Origin of the sequence: Hathewaya histolytica (genome assembly GCF_901482605.1) — a bacterium.
GTDB lineage: Bacteria > Bacillota > Clostridia > Clostridiales > Clostridiaceae > Hathewaya > Hathewaya histolytica.
Window position 1 is genome coordinate 2,458,915 of the sequence record NZ_LR590481.1, and the last position, 18,179, is coordinate 2,477,093.

At 39.2% G+C, this 18,179-nt stretch carries 8 protein-coding genes, 5 tRNA genes and 6 rRNA genes; 2 read left to right on the forward strand and 17 right to left on the reverse strand.

The window, feature by feature from the left end; genetic code table 11:
- Positions 1–16: 16 nt before the first annotated feature.
- The 4 genes from FGL08_RS11860 to FGL08_RS11875 form a co-directional block, all read right to left on the reverse strand.
- A complete protein-coding gene (locus FGL08_RS11860) occupies positions 17–1,033 on the reverse strand; it encodes a protein arginine kinase (protein ID WP_138210993.1) in 1,017 nt (338 codons plus the stop codon).
- A gap of 3 nt (positions 1,034–1,036) precedes the next feature.
- A complete protein-coding gene (locus tag FGL08_RS11865; protein WP_138210994.1) occupies positions 1,037–1,567 on the reverse strand; it encodes a UvrB/UvrC motif-containing protein in 531 nt (176 codons plus the stop codon).
- Positions 1,568–1,678: 111 nt separating this feature from the next.
- Complete coding sequence (locus tag FGL08_RS11870) at positions 1,679–1,903, reverse strand: hypothetical protein (RefSeq protein WP_138210995.1); 225 nt, start codon at positions 1,901–1,903, stop codon at positions 1,679–1,681.
- A 169-nt stretch (positions 1,904–2,072) separates the two neighbouring features.
- Positions 2,073–3,812 carry an ABC transporter ATP-binding protein gene (locus FGL08_RS11875; protein WP_138210996.1) on the reverse strand — a complete coding sequence of 580 codons (1,740 nt, stop codon included), beginning with the start codon at positions 3,810–3,812 and terminating at the stop codon, positions 2,073–2,075.
- Positions 3,813–3,970: 158 nt separating this feature from the next.
- On the opposite strand from FGL08_RS11875, the gene FGL08_RS11880 reads away from it, so the two are divergent.
- A complete protein-coding gene (locus tag FGL08_RS11880; protein ID WP_138210997.1) occupies positions 3,971–4,654 on the forward strand; it encodes a response regulator transcription factor in 684 nt (227 codons plus the stop codon).
- The gene (locus FGL08_RS11885; protein ID WP_138210998.1) at positions 4,647–6,179 is read left to right on the forward strand and encodes a sensor histidine kinase; all 1,533 of its coding nucleotides are present in this window, start codon (positions 4,647–4,649) and stop codon (positions 6,177–6,179) included. Before FGL08_RS11880 ends, FGL08_RS11885 begins: the two co-directional genes overlap by 8 nt.
- Before the next feature lie 97 nt (positions 6,180–6,276).
- Here FGL08_RS11885 and FGL08_RS11890 read toward each other — a convergent pair whose 3' ends face one another.
- From FGL08_RS11890 to FGL08_RS11950, 13 genes are all read right to left on the reverse strand, one after another.
- Positions 6,277–6,513: a hypothetical protein gene (locus FGL08_RS11890; protein ID WP_138210999.1), complete on the reverse strand. Its 237-nt coding sequence runs from the start codon at positions 6,511–6,513 to the stop codon at positions 6,277–6,279.
- A 328-nt stretch (positions 6,514–6,841) separates the two neighbouring features.
- Positions 6,842–6,916 (reverse strand) — tRNA-Asn (locus FGL08_RS11895).
- A gap of 9 nt (positions 6,917–6,925) precedes the next feature.
- Positions 6,926–7,042 (reverse strand): 5S ribosomal RNA (gene rrf, locus FGL08_RS11900).
- A 115-nt stretch (positions 7,043–7,157) separates the two neighbouring features.
- A 23S ribosomal RNA gene (locus FGL08_RS11905) occupies positions 7,158–10,064 on the reverse strand.
- Between the two features lie 162 nt (positions 10,065–10,226).
- A 16S ribosomal RNA gene (locus FGL08_RS11910) occupies positions 10,227–11,741 on the reverse strand.
- A gap of 567 nt (positions 11,742–12,308) precedes the next feature.
- Entirely contained in the window at positions 12,309–12,506 is a 198-nt protein-coding gene (locus FGL08_RS11915) for a DUF896 domain-containing protein (RefSeq protein WP_138211338.1), read from the reverse strand.
- A 317-nt stretch (positions 12,507–12,823) separates the two neighbouring features.
- A tRNA-Ala gene (locus FGL08_RS11920) sits at positions 12,824–12,899 on the reverse strand.
- A gap of 5 nt (positions 12,900–12,904) precedes the next feature.
- Positions 12,905–12,981: transfer RNA gene (locus tag FGL08_RS11925), tRNA-Ile, on the reverse strand.
- Positions 12,982–12,990: 9 nt separating this feature from the next.
- Positions 12,991–13,107: ribosomal RNA gene (gene rrf / locus FGL08_RS11930) — 5S ribosomal RNA — on the reverse strand.
- Between the two features lie 115 nt (positions 13,108–13,222).
- A 23S ribosomal RNA gene (locus tag FGL08_RS11935) occupies positions 13,223–16,129 on the reverse strand.
- 81 nt (positions 16,130–16,210) lie between these two features.
- Positions 16,211–16,287 (reverse strand) — tRNA-Ile (locus tag FGL08_RS11940).
- 5 nt (positions 16,288–16,292) lie between these two features.
- Positions 16,293–16,368, reverse strand: a tRNA-Ala gene (locus FGL08_RS11945).
- Between the two features lie 126 nt (positions 16,369–16,494).
- Positions 16,495–18,009 (reverse strand): 16S ribosomal RNA (locus FGL08_RS11950).
- Together the 16S, 23S and 5S rRNA genes with 5 tRNA genes alongside form the textbook arrangement of a ribosomal RNA operon.
- Between the last annotated feature and the right edge of the window lie 170 nt (positions 18,010–18,179).

The window sequence follows — 18,179 nt, forward strand, 5'->3', positions numbered from 1 at the left end:
CTCCTGAGTTATATCTCTATAAAAATTTTAACTTTTCTTTTATGATTTCAGCTCTTTTTATATTAATAAATTTTTCATCTGTTTCATTAAAAGTTTTAGATATATAGCTAGGGCTACAATTCAATAATAATTCGTTTATTATGCTATGAGGGATATTATTTATAAGCCCAAGTTCTATTCCCATTCTAACATTTGATAGAAGTTCTGACATCTCTGTAAAGCTCATAATAATTGAAGATTTTAATATGCCAAAAGATCTAAATATCTTATCTTGTAATTCATATTTATAGTTAGTATATAACTTTTCTCTTGCTGTAAACTCACTCTTTTTTATCTGTTCTACTATAGCAGTTAAATTATTAATTATTTCTTCTTCTGAAAGTCCTAAAGTTATTTGATTTGAAATTTGATACAAATCTCCCTGTATCTTCGAACCTTCACCATATAATCCCCTTATTGTAATACCTAATTGAGCTAAATAGTTTAATATTTTATTCATTTCCTTTTCCATGGAAAGAGCAGGAAGATGTATCATTACAGATGCCCTAAGTCCTGTACCGCAATTCGTTGGACATGATGTCAAATAGCCTAACTTTTCACTAAAAGCATATGACAGTTTTTCTTCTAATTTATCGTCTACTAAAGAAGCCTGATTATAAACCTCTTTGAGATTAAAACCTGAACTTATGGCTTGGATTCTTATATGATCTTCTTCATTTATCATTATACTTATGGTTTCATCACTGTTAGTAATAAAAGCTGCTCTATCCTTATTGACTAAAAGTTTATTACTAATTAGATGCTTTTCCAAATATATCCTATTATCAAAATCATTATTCTCCCAAAGTTTTATTGTATTAAAGTTATAATCATCCTTCTTAAAGTTATTTTCTATATTATCTATAATATCTTTACTTTTTAAAGGATTCAATCTATGAGGAAATGGTATTCCTTTTATATTTCTAGCTAATCTAACCCTGCTACTTATTATAATATCATCTTGTTCTATTTCTGATTTTATCCAATTTTTCATTTATTATCCCTCCCATTCCTCTCTTTCTATTTTTCTTATTTTATCTCTTATCTCAGCCGCCTTTTCATACTCTTCTAATGCTATAGATTTTTGTAAGTCTTCTTTTAATTTTACCAAAACCCTTCTATCTTCAATATCTTTTGCCTGACTTTTCGGTAATTTACCCACATGCTCTATATTACCTTGAATTCTTTTCACTACAGGCAATAAGTTATCACAAAATTCCTCATAACATACACTGCATCCTAATAACCCATTTTTTTTAAATTCATTATATGAAGTTCCACAGTTTTTACATATCAAATCTTGCTTATATTGTGATTGCGCTGTTTGACTTTTACTTATATAATCAACAAGTCCGCCTAATAAACTTGGAAAAGAAAATAAATTTTCAGCTTCTAAATCATTACCAAAACCTATGGCACTACCTTCCTTTGCACACTTTTCACAAAGGTTTTGTTCTAACTTATGTCCATTTACTATTTTAGTAATATGAATGTTTGCCCTATTCTTATTACATCTTTCACAAAGCATATATGCGTCACTCCCTTATAATATTTTAATTTTACTTTCTTATACAATGTAAGTAATTATACATAAAAGCATACTAAATCTTTAGTATGCTTTTATGTATAATTATTAAATTTAGAAGGAAACACATTGGTTAATGTACTTCCTATCTCTGTATAGGAAAGAGATTGCTTTATCATATTGTAATATATTAATTTCTATATATCCTGGTGTATTGCATCTTATTGCAACTCCATCTTTTTCTTTAAGTTGGACATCTATTTCATCCTTATCTTTATAATATGTAAAGCTCTTCATCTCCTTTAGTAATTCTTCTAAACTGTTTTTACTCTTTATCATTTTGATCCCCCATCTATTGATATTTATATTAACTTTTATAAAAAATAAATTACTTATATTACTACTTAATATTAATATTCTATGTAATCCATTTTTTTCCTTCTTATTTGTGCAACATTTTGGAATTTTTTAGTAAATAGCAATTTAGATTAAGGTCATGGTAGAAATTTTACTCCTCTAAATTATCGGGAATATACCCTTTGAACTGTGCATTATATAGTTTAGCATAAATTCCGTTTTCTTTCATTAATTTTTCATGATTTCCTTTTTCTAATATACCCTCTTTAGTCAGAACAATTATATTATCTGCATTCTTTATAGTTGATAATCTATGTGCTACTACTAAAGTCGTTCTTCCTTTAGATAGTTCTTCTAAAGATTTTTGTATCATCAGCTCAGTTGCATTATCTAGAGCTGAAGTTGCTTCATCTAATATTAGTATTGGAGGATTTTTGAGAAATACTCTTGCTATAGATATTCTTTGTTTTTGTCCTCCTGAAAGCTTTATACCCCTTTCTCCTACATAAGTATTATATTTCTCTGGTAATGACATTATAAATTCATGAATATTTGCGTTCTTTGCAGCCTTAATAATGTCCTCTTCTGATGCCATAGGATTACCATATAGTATATTTTCATTTATAGTGCCTGCAAACAAAAATACATCTTGTTGTACAAATCCTATATTTTCTCTTAAAGACTTCAGTGTTAGGTCTTTTATATTATGTCCATCAATAAATATATCACCAGAAGTTACTTCATAAAACCTAGGTATAAGTTGACATAATGTAGATTTTCCTCCACCAGATGGTCCAACTAATGCCACTGATTCTCCTTTTTCTACATAAATATTTAGATTATTCAAGATCTCTTTACTATCTCCATAACTAAAAGATACATCTTTAAACTCTATATTTCCTTCTACATTACTAAGCTCTATGGCCCCTTCTTTTTCATTATCTTCTACTTCTATGTTCATTAATTCTAGAAATCTTCCAAATCCCGCCATTCCAGATTGATATTGTTCCATAAACATTGCAAGTCTTCTTATAGGTTGCATAAAGAAATTTATATATAAAAGATATGCAACTATATCAGGCATATTTATTTTTCCCTCAAAATAAAAATACCCTCCAGCGCCTATAACTATAACATGAAGAATATCAATTAAAAATCTTATTCCAGAGTAAAACTCTGCCATATACTTATACGCAAAAGAGCGAGATTTCTTAAACTTAAGATTGCCCTCATCAAACTTTTCCATTTCATAATCTTCATTTGCAAAGGATTTAGACACCCTAATACCAGATATACTATTTTCTAATCTGGTATTAACATCTGCTACTTTACCTCTAACGTCTTTAAAAGCCTTAGATAATTTTATCCTTTTACTCATTGCGAACCAAACCATAAAAGGCACAAAAGCAAAAATAACAAGAGTTAGATTTATATTTATAGTACAAAGAGCTATAAATGATCCTACTATCATAACTATAGATATAAACAAATCTTCTGGACCATGATGTGCAAGTTCTGAAATCTCCATTAAATCATTTATTATTCTAGACATTATATGCCCAGTTTTATGATTATCAAAATAACTAAAAGGAAGCTTTTGAAGATGAGAAAATATATCCCTTCTCATATCATATTGGATTCTAACACCGACAATATGTCCCCAATACTCTATAAAATAACTACATATATATTTTATAATATATATAATAACTAAAATAAACAAGAATATAACCAGTGCTCTTATATTTCTGTTTGGCAGTGTATCTTGTAATATCCTTCTAGTTATCATAGGGAATATTAAATCAAGAATTGCTATTAAAAATGCACAGAAAATATCTAAAAAGAAAAGCTTTTTATGTGGCCTATAATAAGATGTAAATTTCTTAATCATACCTTCTCCTCCCCATCAAGTTTTTGTTATAACAGTAAGTATTATTCTAATATAGGAAATAATTATTGTCAATTCAAATGGCAAATTATAACTTATGCTTTTTATTATATATTATTTATTATATACTTAAAATAGAAACTACAGGAGGTGAATATATTTTGAGTCCTAAAATAATGATTGTAGAAGATGAAATAAGGATGAGGAAACTTTTGAGAGATTATTTTAAAAAAGAAGGCTTTGAAATCATTGAAGCTTCTGATGGAAAGGAAGCATTATCTTTATTAGATAAAGAGTTTCCTAATTTAATAATTTTGGATATTATGATGCCTAATATGGATGGTTTTACAGTCTGTAAACATATAAGAAAAACCTCTAGTATTCCTATAATATTTCTAACAGCTAAAAGTGAGGACGAAGATAAAATCCTAGGCTTTGAACTAGGTGCAGATGAATATGTTACTAAACCATTTAGTCCTAAAGTCTTAGTTGCCAGGTGTAAAACTCTTTTAAGAAGAGTTAATGGAACTTTAGGTGGTAATGATAGTAATATATTAATTGATGATTTAACTGTTAACTTAAATTCCAGAGAAGTAAAAATTAATGGAGAAGAAATTACACTATCACCAAAAGAATTTGATCTTTTAGTATATATGATAAATAATAAAGAATTAGTTCTTACACGTAATATGTTACTGGATAATGTATGGGGAATAGACTACTATGGTGATCTTAGGACTGTGGATACTCATATAAAGAGATTAAGAGAAAAATTAAAACATAAATCTAATTTAATATCTACTGTTAGAGGATCTGGCTATAAGTTTGGTGTTAAAAATGAATAAAAAAAGTGTAAAATTTAAACTCTTCATAGTTACTTCCATACTTTTAATTTCACTTGTAACCATATTTATGGCTACACAAAGCTTATTCTTTGAGAAATTTTACTACACACAGAAAACTAAAGGATTAAATAAAAAAGTAGAAAACTTTAAAAAAATTTATTCTGAAAATATAAGCTCTAATGAAGAATTGTATAACTATGCATATAAGTTTGAGGATGAGAATAACTCACAAATAGCTATTTTAGATAAGAATGGGATTATAAAATATATAAGAAAATCAATTCCCTATAATAAAAATATAGATAGTAATGAAGTCCTAATTATGGCGATTAAAAACTGGGTTTCTTATGAAAAAAGCTACTTTAATGTAATCATAAATAAAAAACCTGTTAATTTTATATTTAAAAATCCCATTTTAAATACAGATAATCTAGTAGTAGTATCTCCAGTAGTTGTTAATAATGAGTTGATTGATATTATTTTTGTTGTGTCCACGCTCCAACCCATTGGAGAAGCTTCATCAGTTATTAAAACTTACTATATATATGCATATTTAATAGTAATAATATTAATTTTTATTATGTCTCTTTTTTACTCAAAGATAATTTCAAATCCTCTAATAGCCTTAAATAAAATCGCAACTAAAATGTCAAATTTAGATTTCTCAGAAAAATGTAACTTACATTCTAATGATGAATTAGGTGATCTTGCAAATACTCTAAATTTCTTATCAGAAAAGTTAGATACTACATTAAATCAACTTAAGGATGCTAATAATAAATTAAAAAAAGATATAGAAGATGAGAGAAAGCTAGAAAATATGAGAAAGGATTTTGTTGCTGGGGTTTCTCATGAATTAAAAACTCCTATAAGCCTTATAGAAGGTTATGCTGAAGGATTAAAAGATGGTATTGTAGATAAAGAAGATGAAAAATATTATATAGATGTTATAATAGACGAAAGTAAAAAATTAAACAATTTAGTAACTGATATGCTGGAACTATCTAAGCTAGAATCTGGTTTTATAGATCTTAATATAAGGCCTTTTAGAATATATGATTTAATATGTAAGGTGGAAAAAAAATATAAAAATACTTATAAAGATAAAATAATAGAAACATTATTTGGCATAGATAGAAACACCATAGTACTAGGTGACGAATTTAAGCTAGAAGGAGTTTTAAATAATATATTAAACAATGCTATAAAATACTCTTATGAAAGCTCAACTATACTTATTAAGGTTTCTTACTTCAATAAAAATAACGAGAAAAATAATGATCATCTAATAATAGTAGATATAGAAAATGAAGGTGATCCCATTGATGAAAAAGAGTTAGATCTTATATGGGAAAAATTTTATAGAATAGATAAATCACGTAATAAATACTTAGGGGGGACAGGACTAGGCCTTTCCATCGTTAAAAACACTCTTTCATTTCATAACAGTAACTTTGGTATAGAAAATACTAACCTAGGCGTTAAATTTTATTTCACCTTACAAACAGATAAAATATCAAACTAAACTTTTTTAAAAGGATGATATAATAGATTAATATATCACCCTTTTTTAATATAAAACTATATAATTATTAACTTATAAAAAATAATAACTTCATTTATTACATTTCCTTACTTGCTCTAATATAATATTTACCATTATTTGAACTACCTTTTGACTCAATGGAAAAATCTTTATTTTCAAGTATACTACATATTATTCCCACTTCATCTTTTTCATAGTTATCTATAGATATTTTAAGTATATCATTATTTCCCACTACATTTATATAATCATCTATCATACTATAGTCGCTCAAATCTATCTTACCTGAAATATCCAAAGAGTACTTTGACATTATTATTCCTCCAAATTTTAACTACATATTACTTTCTATTTTTGTTTTGAATTTCAGGAACAGGTGGAACTTCATTTTTAGGCTTTTCTTTATACCTCTTTTTCTCCCAAGATGCTTGTTGATCCTTTTTAGCCATTATAATTCACCTCCAACAAAAATATTTAAAATATGTCTTTATTATCTGTAATATATAAGAACAACTATACTGTATTATTAGAGGATTAATTGTAAATTTATTCAACAAATTATAAACATAAATATAAAAAACCTAGTATTTAAATTATTTAAATACTAGGTATATACATCAAATTCAATTTTAAAATAAATATGGCTCCGAAGAGAGGATTCGAACCTCCAACCTATCGGTTAACAGCCGAGTGCTCCACCATTGAGCTACTTCGGAATAATATTTACCCGGCAGTGTCTTACTCTCCCACAGGGCTTCCCCTGCAGTACCATCAGCGCTGTAAAGCTTAACTTGCCTGTTCGGTATGGGAAGGAGTGTTACCTTTACGCCATTACCACCGGATTTATTCGACATAAATTATTATATTTTAAACATAATAATTTGTCAACTATTTTTTTGATAAAAGAATTGTTCTTTATAGGAACTGTTCTCTCAAAATTGCACAATGAAAACTATATTGGTCAAGTCCTCGACTTATTAGTATGAGTCAGCTACACATGTTACCATACTTACACCTCTCACCTATCAACCTTGTGTTCTTCAAGGAGTCTTACTGACTTTCGTCATGGGAAATCTAATCTTGAGGTGGGCTTCACACTTAGATGCTTTCAGTGTTTATCCCTTCCCGACATAGCTACCCAGCTGTGCCACTGGCGTGACAACTGGTGCACCAGAGGTCAGTCCATCCCGGTCCTCTCGTACTAAGGACAGCTCCTCTCAAATTTCCTGCGCCCGCAGCGGATAGGGACCGAACTGTCTCACGACGTTCTGAACCCAGCTCGCGTGCCGCTTTAATGGGCGAACAGCCCAACCCTTGGAACCGACTTCAGCTCCAGGATGCGACGAGCCGACATCGAGGTGCCAAACCTCCCCGTCGATGTGGACTCTTGGGGGAGATCAGCCTGTTATCCCCGAGGTAGCTTTTATCCGTTAAGCGATGGCCCTCCCACGAGGTACCACCGGATCACTAAGCCCGACTTTCGTCCCTGCTCCACTTGTATGTGTCGCAGTCAGGCTCCCTTCTGCCTTTGCACTCTACGCGCGATTTCCGACCGCGCTGAGGGAACCTTTGGGCGCCTCCGTTACACTTTCGGAGGCGACCGCCCCAGTCAAACTGCCCACCTAACAATGTCCGACGACCAGATTCATGGCCTTTCGTTAGAATTCCAGTACTGTCAGGGTGGTATCCCAAGGATGACTCCATACCCCCTGACGAAGGTATTTCCAAGTCTCCCACCTATCCTGTACAGACAATACCGAAATTCAATGCTAAGCTACAGTAAAGCTCTACGGGGTCTTTCCGTCCAACTGCGGGTAGCAAGCATCTTCACTTGCACTACAATTTCACCGGATTTGTTGTTGAGACAGTGCCCAGATCATTACGCCATTCGTGCGGGTCGGAACTTACCCGACAAGGAATTTCGCTACCTTAGGACCGTTATAGTTACGGCCGCCGTTTACTGGGGCTTAAGTTCACTGCTTCGCTTACGCTTACAGATCCCCTTAACCTTCCAGCACCGGGCAGGCGTCAGCCCCTATACATCAGCTTACGCTTTAGCAGAGACCTGTGTTTTTGTTAAACAGTTGCCTGGGCCTATTCACTGCGGCCTAGCTTTCGCTAGGCACCCCTTCTCCCGAAGTTACGGGGTCAATTTGCCGAGTTCCTTAACAACAATTCTTCCGCCGGCCTTAGGATTCTCTCCTCATCTACCTGTGTCGGTTTGCGGTACGGGCACCAAACTTCTCCATAGAGGCTTTTCTTGGCAGCGTGGAATCAGATACTTCGCGAAAAAAATCGCTCCTCGTAACACCTCAGCATTGACTAAACGGATTTGCCTGCTTAGCCTGCCTAAGTGCTTGAACACACACTCCAACAGTGTGCATATCCTATCCTTCTGCGTCACCCCATTTGTCAAACGAAGTTTGGCGGTATCGGAATATCAACCGATTGTCCATCGCCTACGCCTTTCGGCCTGGGCTTAGGTCCCGACTAACCCTGAGAGGACGAGCCTTCCTCAGGAAACCTTAGATATTCGGCCAATAGGATTCTCACCTATTTCTCGCTACTCATGCCAACATTCTCACTTCTGCATCGTCCACCGCTCCTTTCGGTACGACTTCAACCAATGCAGAAAGCTCCTCTACCATGTACATAGTACATCCATAGCTTCGGTGGTAAGTTTTAGCCCCGGACATTTTCGGCGCAGGATCTCTTGACTAGTGAGCTATTACGCACTCTTTAAATGAATGGCTGCTTCTAAGCCAACATCCTAGTTGTCTTAGAAATCCCACATCCTTTACCACTTAACTTACACTTTGGGACCTTAGCTGATGGTCTGGGCTCTTTCCCTTTTGACTACGGATCTTATCATTCGCAGTCTGACTGCCAGGATACAAGTATACGGCATTCGGAGTTTGATAGAGTTCGGTAAGCGGTGAAGCCCCCTAGCTCATTCAGTGCTCTACCTCCATTACTTAATTACCTGACGCTAGCCCTAAAGCTATTTCGAGGAGAACCAGCTATCTCCGAGTTCGATTGGAATTTCTCCGCTATCCACAGCTCATCCCATGGTTTTTCAACACCAACGTGGTTCGGACCTCCACGAAATTTTACTTTCGCTTCATCCTGGCCATGGATAGATCACTCGGTTTCGGGTCTACGACATGCAACTAATTCGCCCTATTCAGACTTGGTTTCCCTTCGGCTCCACACCTTCAGTGCTTAACCTCGCTACATATCGTAACTCGTTGGCCCGTTCTACAAAAAGTACGCCGTCACACATATAAAGTGCTCCGACCGATTGTAGGCACACGGTTTCAGGTTCTATTTCACTCCCCTCCCGGGGTTCTTTTCACCTTTCCCTCACGGTACTTCTTCACTATCGGTCACCAGGTAGTATTTAGCCTTGGGAGGTGGTCCTCCCTGCTTCCCACAAGGTTTCACGTGTCTCGTGGTACTCTGGATCAGATCTGTAGTCTTCTTGTTTTGTTTACAGGACTATTACCTTCTATGGTGAAGCTTTCCAGCTTACTTCAACTACAATAGCCTCTACGTTTATGATCTGTCCGCAACCCCAGAAACAAGTTTCTGGTTTGGGCTCTTTCCCTTTCGCTCGCCGCTACTTAGAAAATCGATTTTTCTTTCTCTTCCTCCGGGTACTTAGATGTTTCAGTTCCCCGGGTCTACCCTCCTGAACCTATGTATTCAGTTCAGGATATATACCGTTAGGTATATGAGTTTCCTCATTCGGAAATCTGTGGATCACAGCCTATGTGCGGCTACCCACAGCTTATCGCAGCTTATCACGTCCTTCTTCGGCTCCTGGTGCCAAGGCATTCGCCATGCGCCCTTTCTAACTTGACCTATCATGAGTAACTAAATTAATTTATATTAATCAGTTAATTATAGTTTATTTATTCATTGTGCAATTTTCAAAGAACAAAATTGAAGAACTTTAGTCCTTCAAAATTAAACAGAGTAAGTGCTCGCTACGAAAAGGCGATAGCCTTCTCGATTTCTCCTTAGAAAGGAGGTGATCCAGCCGCAGGTTCTCCTACGGCTACCTTGTTACGACTTCACCCCAATCATCGATCCCACCTTCGGCCGCTGGCTCCTTACGGTTACCTCACGGACTTCGGGTGTTACCAACTCTCATGGTGTGACGGGCGGTGTGTACAAGGCCCGGGAACGCATTCACCGCGACATTCTGATTCGCGATTACTAGTAACTCCAGCTTCATGTAGGCGAGTTGCAGCCTACAATCCGAACTGAGATTGGCTTTGTGAGATTGGCTCCACCTCACGGTCTTGCTTCTCTCTGTACCAACCATTGTAGCACGTGTGTAGCCCTGGACATAAGGGGCATGATGATTTGACGTCATCCCCACCTTCCTCCTGGTTACCCAGGCAGTCTTGCTAGAGTGCTCAACTTAATGGTAGCAACTAACAACAAGGGTTGCGCTCGTTGCGGGACTTAACCCAACATCTCACGACACGAGCTGACGACAACCATGCACCACCTGTCACCGAGTTCCCCGAAGGGCACTCCTATGTTTCCACAGGATTCTCGGGATGTCAAGCCCAGGTAAGGTTCTTCGCGTTGCTTCGAATTAAACCACATGCTCCGCTACTTGTGCGGGCCCCCGTCAATTCCTTTGAGTTTTAATCTTGCGATCGTACTCCCCAGGCGGGGTACTTAATGTGTTAACTGCGGCACCGGAGTATTGAAACCCCGACACCTAGTACCCATCGTTTACGGCGTGGACTACCAGGGTATCTAATCCTGTTTGCTACCCACGCTTTCATGCCTCAGCGTCAGTTACAGTCCAGAAAGCCGCCTTCGCCACTGGTGTTCTTCCTAATATCTACGCATTTCACCGCTACACTAGGAATTCCGCTTTCCTCTCCTGCACTCTAGATATCCAGTTTGAAATGCAGCACCGGGGTTAAGCCCCGGGATTTCACATCCCACTTAAATATCCGCCTACGCATGCTTTACGCCCAATAAATCCGGACAACGCTTGCCACCTACGTATTACCGCGGCTGCTGGCACGTAGTTAGCCGTGGCTTCCTCCCCAGGTACCGTCATTATCGTCCCTGAAGACAGAGCTTTACGATCCGAAGACCTTCATCACTCACGCGGCGTTGCTGCGTCAGGGTTTCCCCCATTGCGCAATATTCCCCACTGCTGCCTCCCGTAGGAGTCTGGGCCGTGTCTCAGTCCCAATGTGGCCGATCACCCTCTCAGGTCGGCTACGCATCGTCGCCTTGGTGAGCCGTTACCTCACCAACTAGCTAATGCGCCGCGGGTCCATCTCAAAGCGGATTGCTCCTTTAATCTTTCTAACATGCATTAAAAAGATATTATGCGGTATTAATCTCCCTTTCGGGAGGCTATCCCCCTCTTTGAGGCAGGTTACCCACGTGTTACTCACCCGTCCGCCGCTAATCCGTTCCCCAAAGGGAACTTCATCGCTCGACTTGCATGTGTTAAGCACGCCGCCAGCGTTCGTCCTGAGCCAGGATCAAACTCTCAATTTAAAATAATGCTAGAAACTGTTTCGTGCAGTATTTTACTCATCAGCCTTAGCTGAGGAGTTTCCTTACACTTATCAATTTTCTATTGAGATTTCAACTTGCTCAAGCATTTTACTGACTTGAATTGTTTTTTCTTTTTCTCAAAAGAATGCGAGTTCTTTTATCTTACTCTGTTTAATTTTCAAAGACCAATTTCTTTCGTTTTTGTCGCTCTCTTCAAGCAACTATTACATCTTATCAGATGTTTTTTATCTTGTCAACACTTTTTTTATTTTGTTGTATTGACCGTGTTTCCTATTCCTCTGTGGAACGTTTTTTATTATATCACTGTTAAAACTCATTATATTGTTATGATAATCTATTTAATAAAGTTATATTCATATTTCTCTATCTTACTCTTATTTTGGCCTACTTTATATATATTGATACACTAGGTATAGTTATCTTTAAATTATTTCATAAATAGATTAATAGATATAAAAAACACCCTTAAACTTTAGGTGTTTAAAAATTTATATCTAGTATTTTTAAGAGTTATTTTTTATATTATTATAAAGTTTTTCCTCATGCCTAGTTCCTCAATTTATTTGTATTTTTAGAAGGAACCTTTTTAACTTTAGATAGTTGTGATTTAAAATTGTTTTTCATTACACTTAAATAATATTCTCTCAGATCTTTTTGCTCTATTTTCTCTTCTTCTGTTAACCCTTCCTGCTTACTTTTTTTATATAACTCATTTATTCTCTCTATAATTTTACCAAATTCCATATCACTATACTTCATCGCTTAATTCCTCTCTTATATTTTATATTCCAATCCTACAAAACATATTATACACCATAAGAAAATTAATATATATTTATTTTCTTATAAAACTTACTTACTATATGATTTTACTTTATAAAATTATTAAAACTTAAATATAAATAATATCCACATTAAAATTCATCTTATCCACAAAATATTAATATACCTAGCATATATTGTGATTAAATTTATTTATTAATAGTTATTCTAGGTATTAAATATACTCCTGCCTAAATTGACAAAAAATAAAAAAAGCTATGATAAATCATAACTTTTTTTGGTGGAGATAAAGGGATTCGAACCCTTGACCCCCTGCGTGCAAGGCAGGTGCTCTCCCAGCTGAGCTATACCCCCAAATATGGTGGATCATCAGGGACTCGAACCCCAGACCTACCGGTTATGAGCCGGTTGCTCTAACCAACTGAGCTAATGATCCGTATATATTACCCGGCAGTGTCTTACTCTCCCACAGGGCTTCCCCTGCAGTACCATCAGCGCTGTAAAGCTTAACTTGCCTGTTCGGTATGGGAAGGAGTGTTACCTTTACGCCATTACCACCGGATTTATTCGACATAAATTATTATATTTTAAACATAATAATTTGTCAACTATTTTTTTGATAAAAGAATTGTTCTTTATAGGAACTGTTCTCTCAAAATTGCACAATGAAAACTATATTGGTCAAGTCCTCGACTTATTAGTATGAGTCAGCTACACATGTTACCATACTTACACCTCTCACCTATCAACCTTGTGTTCTTCAAGGAGTCTTACTGACTTTCGTCATGGGAAATCTAATCTTGAGGTGGGCTTCACACTTAGATGCTTTCAGTGTTTATCCCTTCCCGACATAGCTACCCAGCTGTGCCACTGGCGTGACAACTGGTGCACCAGAGGTCAGTCCATCCCGGTCCTCTCGTACTAAGGACAGCTCCTCTCAAATTTCCTGCGCCCGCAGCGGATAGGGACCGAACTGTCTCACGACGTTCTGAACCCAGCTCGCGTGCCGCTTTAATGGGCGAACAGCCCAACCCTTGGAACCGACTTCAGCTCCAGGATGCGACGAGCCGACATCGAGGTGCCAAACCTCCCCGTCGATGTGGACTCTTGGGGGAGATCAGCCTGTTATCCCCGAGGTAGCTTTTATCCGTTAAGCGATGGCCCTCCCACGAGGTACCACCGGATCACTAAGCCCGACTTTCGTCCCTGCTCCACTTGTATGTGTCGCAGTCAGGCTCCCTTCTGCCTTTGCACTCTACGCGCGATTTCCGACCGCGCTGAGGGAACCTTTGGGCGCCTCCGTTACACTTTCGGAGGCGACCGCCCCAGTCAAACTGCCCACCTAACAATGTCCGACGACCAGATTCATGGCCTTTCGTTAGAATTCCAGTACTGTCAGGGTGGTATCCCAAGGATGACTCCATACCCCCTGACGAAGGTATTTCCAAGTCTCCCACCTATCCTGTACAGACAATACCGAAATTCAATGCTAAGCTACAGTAAAGCTCTACGGGGTCTTTCCGTCCAACTGCGGGTAGCAAGCATCTTCACTTGCACTACAATTTCACCGGATTTGTTGTTGAGACAGTGCCCAGATCATTACGCCATTCGTGCGGGTCGGAACTTACCCGACAAGGAATTTCGCTACCTTAGGACCGTTATAGTTACGGCCGCCGTTTACTGGGGCTTAAGTTCACTGCTTCGCTTACGCTTACAGATCCCCTTAACCTTCCAGCACCGGGCAGGCGTCAGCCCCTATACATCAGCTTACGCTTTAGCAGAGACCTGTGTTTTTGTTAAACAGTTGCCTGGGCCTATTCACTGCGGCCTAGCTTTCGCTAGGCACCCCTTCTCCCGAAGTTACGGGGTCAATTTGCCGAGTTCCTTAACAACAATTCTTCCGCCGGCCTTAGGATTCTCTCCTCATCTACCTGTGTCGGTTTGCGGTACGGGCACCAAACTTCTCCATAGAGGCTTTTCTTGGCAGCGTGGAATCAGATACTTCGCGAAAAAAATCGCTCCTCGTAACACCTCAGCATTGACTAAACGGATTTGCCTGCTTAGCCTGCCTAAGTGCTTGAACACACACTCCAACAGTGTGCATATCCTATCCTTCTGCGTCACCCCATTTGTCAAACGAAGTTTGGCGGTATCGGAATATCAACCGATTGTCCATCGCCTACGCCTTTCGGCCTGGGCTTAGGTCCCGACTAACCCTGAGAGGACGAGCCTTCCTCAGGAAACCTTAGATATTCGGCCAATAGGATTCTCACCTATTTCTCGCTACTCATGCCAACATTCTCACTTCTGCATCGTCCACCGCTCCTTTCGGTACGACTTCAACCAATGCAGAAAGCTCCTCTACCATGTACATAGTACATCCATAGCTTCGGTGGTAAGTTTTAGCCCCGGACATTTTCGGCGCAGGATCTCTTGACTAGTGAGCTATTACGCACTCTTTAAATGAATGGCTGCTTCTAAGCCAACATCCTAGTTGTCTTAGAAATCCCACATCCTTTACCACTTAACTTACACTTTGGGACCTTAGCTGATGGTCTGGGCTCTTTCCCTTTTGACTACGGATCTTATCATTCGCAGTCTGACTGCCAGGATACAAGTATACGGCATTCGGAGTTTGATAGAGTTCGGTAAGCGGTGAAGCCCCCTAGCTCATTCAGTGCTCTACCTCCATTACTTAATTACCTGACGCTAGCCCTAAAGCTATTTCGAGGAGAACCAGCTATCTCCGAGTTCGATTGGAATTTCTCCGCTATCCACAGCTCATCCCATGGTTTTTCAACACCAACGTGGTTCGGACCTCCACGAAATTTTACTTTCGCTTCATCCTGGCCATGGATAGATCACTCGGTTTCGGGTCTACGACATGCAACTAATTCGCCCTATTCAGACTTGGTTTCCCTTCGGCTCCACACCTTCAGTGCTTAACCTCGCTACATATCGTAACTCGTTGGCCCGTTCTACAAAAAGTACGCCGTCACACATATAAAGTGCTCCGACCGATTGTAGGCACACGGTTTCAGGTTCTATTTCACTCCCCTCCCGGGGTTCTTTTCACCTTTCCCTTACGGTACTTCTTCACTATCGGTCACCAGGTAGTATTTAGCCTTGGGAGGTGGTCCTCCCTGCTTCCCACAAGGTTTCACGTGTCTCGTGGTACTCTGGATCAGATCTGTAGTCTTCTTGTTTTGTTTACAGGACTATTACCTTCTATGGTGAAGCTTTCCAGCTTACTTCAACTACAATAGCCTCTACGTTTATGATCTGTCCGCAACCCCAGAAACAAGTTTCTGGTTTGGGCTCTTTCCCTTTCGCTCGCCGCTACTTAGAAAATCGATTTTTCTTTCTCTTCCTCCGGGTACTTAGATGTTTCAGTTCCCCGGGTCTACCCTCCTGAACCTATGTATTCAGTTCAGGATATATACCGTTAGGTATATGAGTTTCCTCATTCGGAAATCTGTGGATCACAGCCTATGTGCGGCTACCCACAGCTTATCGCAGCTTATCACGTCCTTCTTCGGCTCCTGGTGCCAAGGCATTCGCCATGCGCCCTTTCTAACTTGACCTATCATGAGTAACTAAATTAATTTATATTAATCAGTTAATTATAGTTTATTTATTCATTGTGCAATTTTCAAAGAACAAAATGGTGGGTCTAAATGGACTCGAACCATCGACCTCACGCTTATCAGGCGTGCGCTCTAACCAGCTGAGCTATAGACCCATATATGGTGGAGATAAAGGGATTCGAACCCTTGACCCCCTGCGTGCAAGGCAGGTGCTCTCCCAGCTGAGCTATACCCCCATATTTTTCGATAATTTAAAATCAAAAGTTTTAAATTATTAATAGTTTTAAGAGTTTGACCTCTCAAAATTAAACAGAGTAAGTGCTCGCTACGAAAAGGCGATAGCCTTCTCGATTTCTCCTTAGAAAGGAGGTGATCCAGCCGCAGGTTCTCCTACGGCTACCTTGTTACGACTTCACCCCAATCATCGATCCCACCTTCGGCCGCTGGCTCCTTACGGTTACCTCACGGACTTCGGGTGTTACCAACTCTCATGGTGTGACGGGCGGTGTGTACAAGGCCCGGGAACGCATTCACCGCGACATTCTGATTCGCGATTACTAGTAACTCCAGCTTCATGTAGGCGAGTTGCAGCCTACAATCCGAACTGAGATTGGCTTTGTGAGATTGGCTCCACCTCACGGTCTTGCTTCTCTCTGTACCAACCATTGTAGCACGTGTGTAGCCCTGGACATAAGGGGCATGATGATTTGACGTCATCCCCACCTTCCTCCTGGTTACCCAGGCAGTCTTGCTAGAGTGCTCAACTTAATGGTAGCAACTAACAACAAGGGTTGCGCTCGTTGCGGGACTTAACCCAACATCTCACGACACGAGCTGACGACAACCATGCACCACCTGTCACCGAGTTCCCCGAAGGGCACTCCTATGTTTCCACAGGATTCTCGGGATGTCAAGCCCAGGTAAGGTTCTTCGCGTTGCTTCGAATTAAACCACATGCTCCGCTACTTGTGCGGGCCCCCGTCAATTCCTTTGAGTTTTAATCTTGCGATCGTACTCCCCAGGCGGGGTACTTAATGTGTTAACTGCGGCACCGGAGTATTGAAACCCCGACACCTAGTACCCATCGTTTACGGCGTGGACTACCAGGGTATCTAATCCTGTTTGCTACCCACGCTTTCATGCCTCAGCGTCAGTTACAGTCCAGAAAGCCGCCTTCGCCACTGGTGTTCTTCCTAATATCTACGCATTTCACCGCTACACTAGGAATTCCGCTTTCCTCTCCTGCACTCTAGATATCCAGTTTGAAATGCAGCACCGGGGTTAAGCCCCGGGATTTCACATCCCACTTAAATATCCGCCTACGCATGCTTTACGCCCAATAAATCCGGACAACGCTTGCCACCTACGTATTACCGCGGCTGCTGGCACGTAGTTAGCCGTGGCTTCCTCCTCAGGTACCGTCATTATCGTCCCTGAAGACAGAGCTTTACGATCCGAAGACCTTCATCACTCACGCGGCGTTGCTGCGTCAGGGTTTCCCCCATTGCGCAATATTCCCCACTGCTGCCTCCCGTAGGAGTCTGGGCCGTGTCTCAGTCCCAATGTGGCCGATCACCCTCTCAGGTCGGCTACGCATCGTCGCCTTGGTGAGCCGTTACCTCACCAACTAGCTAATGCGCCGCGGGTCCATCTCAAAGCGGATTGCTCCTTTAATCTTTCTAACATGCATTAAAAAGATATTATGCGGTATTAATCTCCCTTTCGGGAGGCTATCCCCCTCTTTGAGGCAGGTTACCCACGTGTTACTCACCCGTCCGCCGCTAATCCATTCCCCGAAGGGAACTTCATCGCTCGACTTGCATGTGTTAAGCACGCCGCCAGCGTTCGTCCTGAGCCAGGATCAAACTCTCAATTTAAAATAATGCTAGAAACTTGTTTCGTGCAGTATTTTACTCATCAACCTTAGCTGATGAGTTTCCTTACACTCTTCAATTTTCTATTGAGATTTCAACTTGCTCAAGCATTTTACTGACTTGAATTGTTTTTTTCTTTTTCTCAAAAGAATGCGAGTTCTTTTATCTTACTC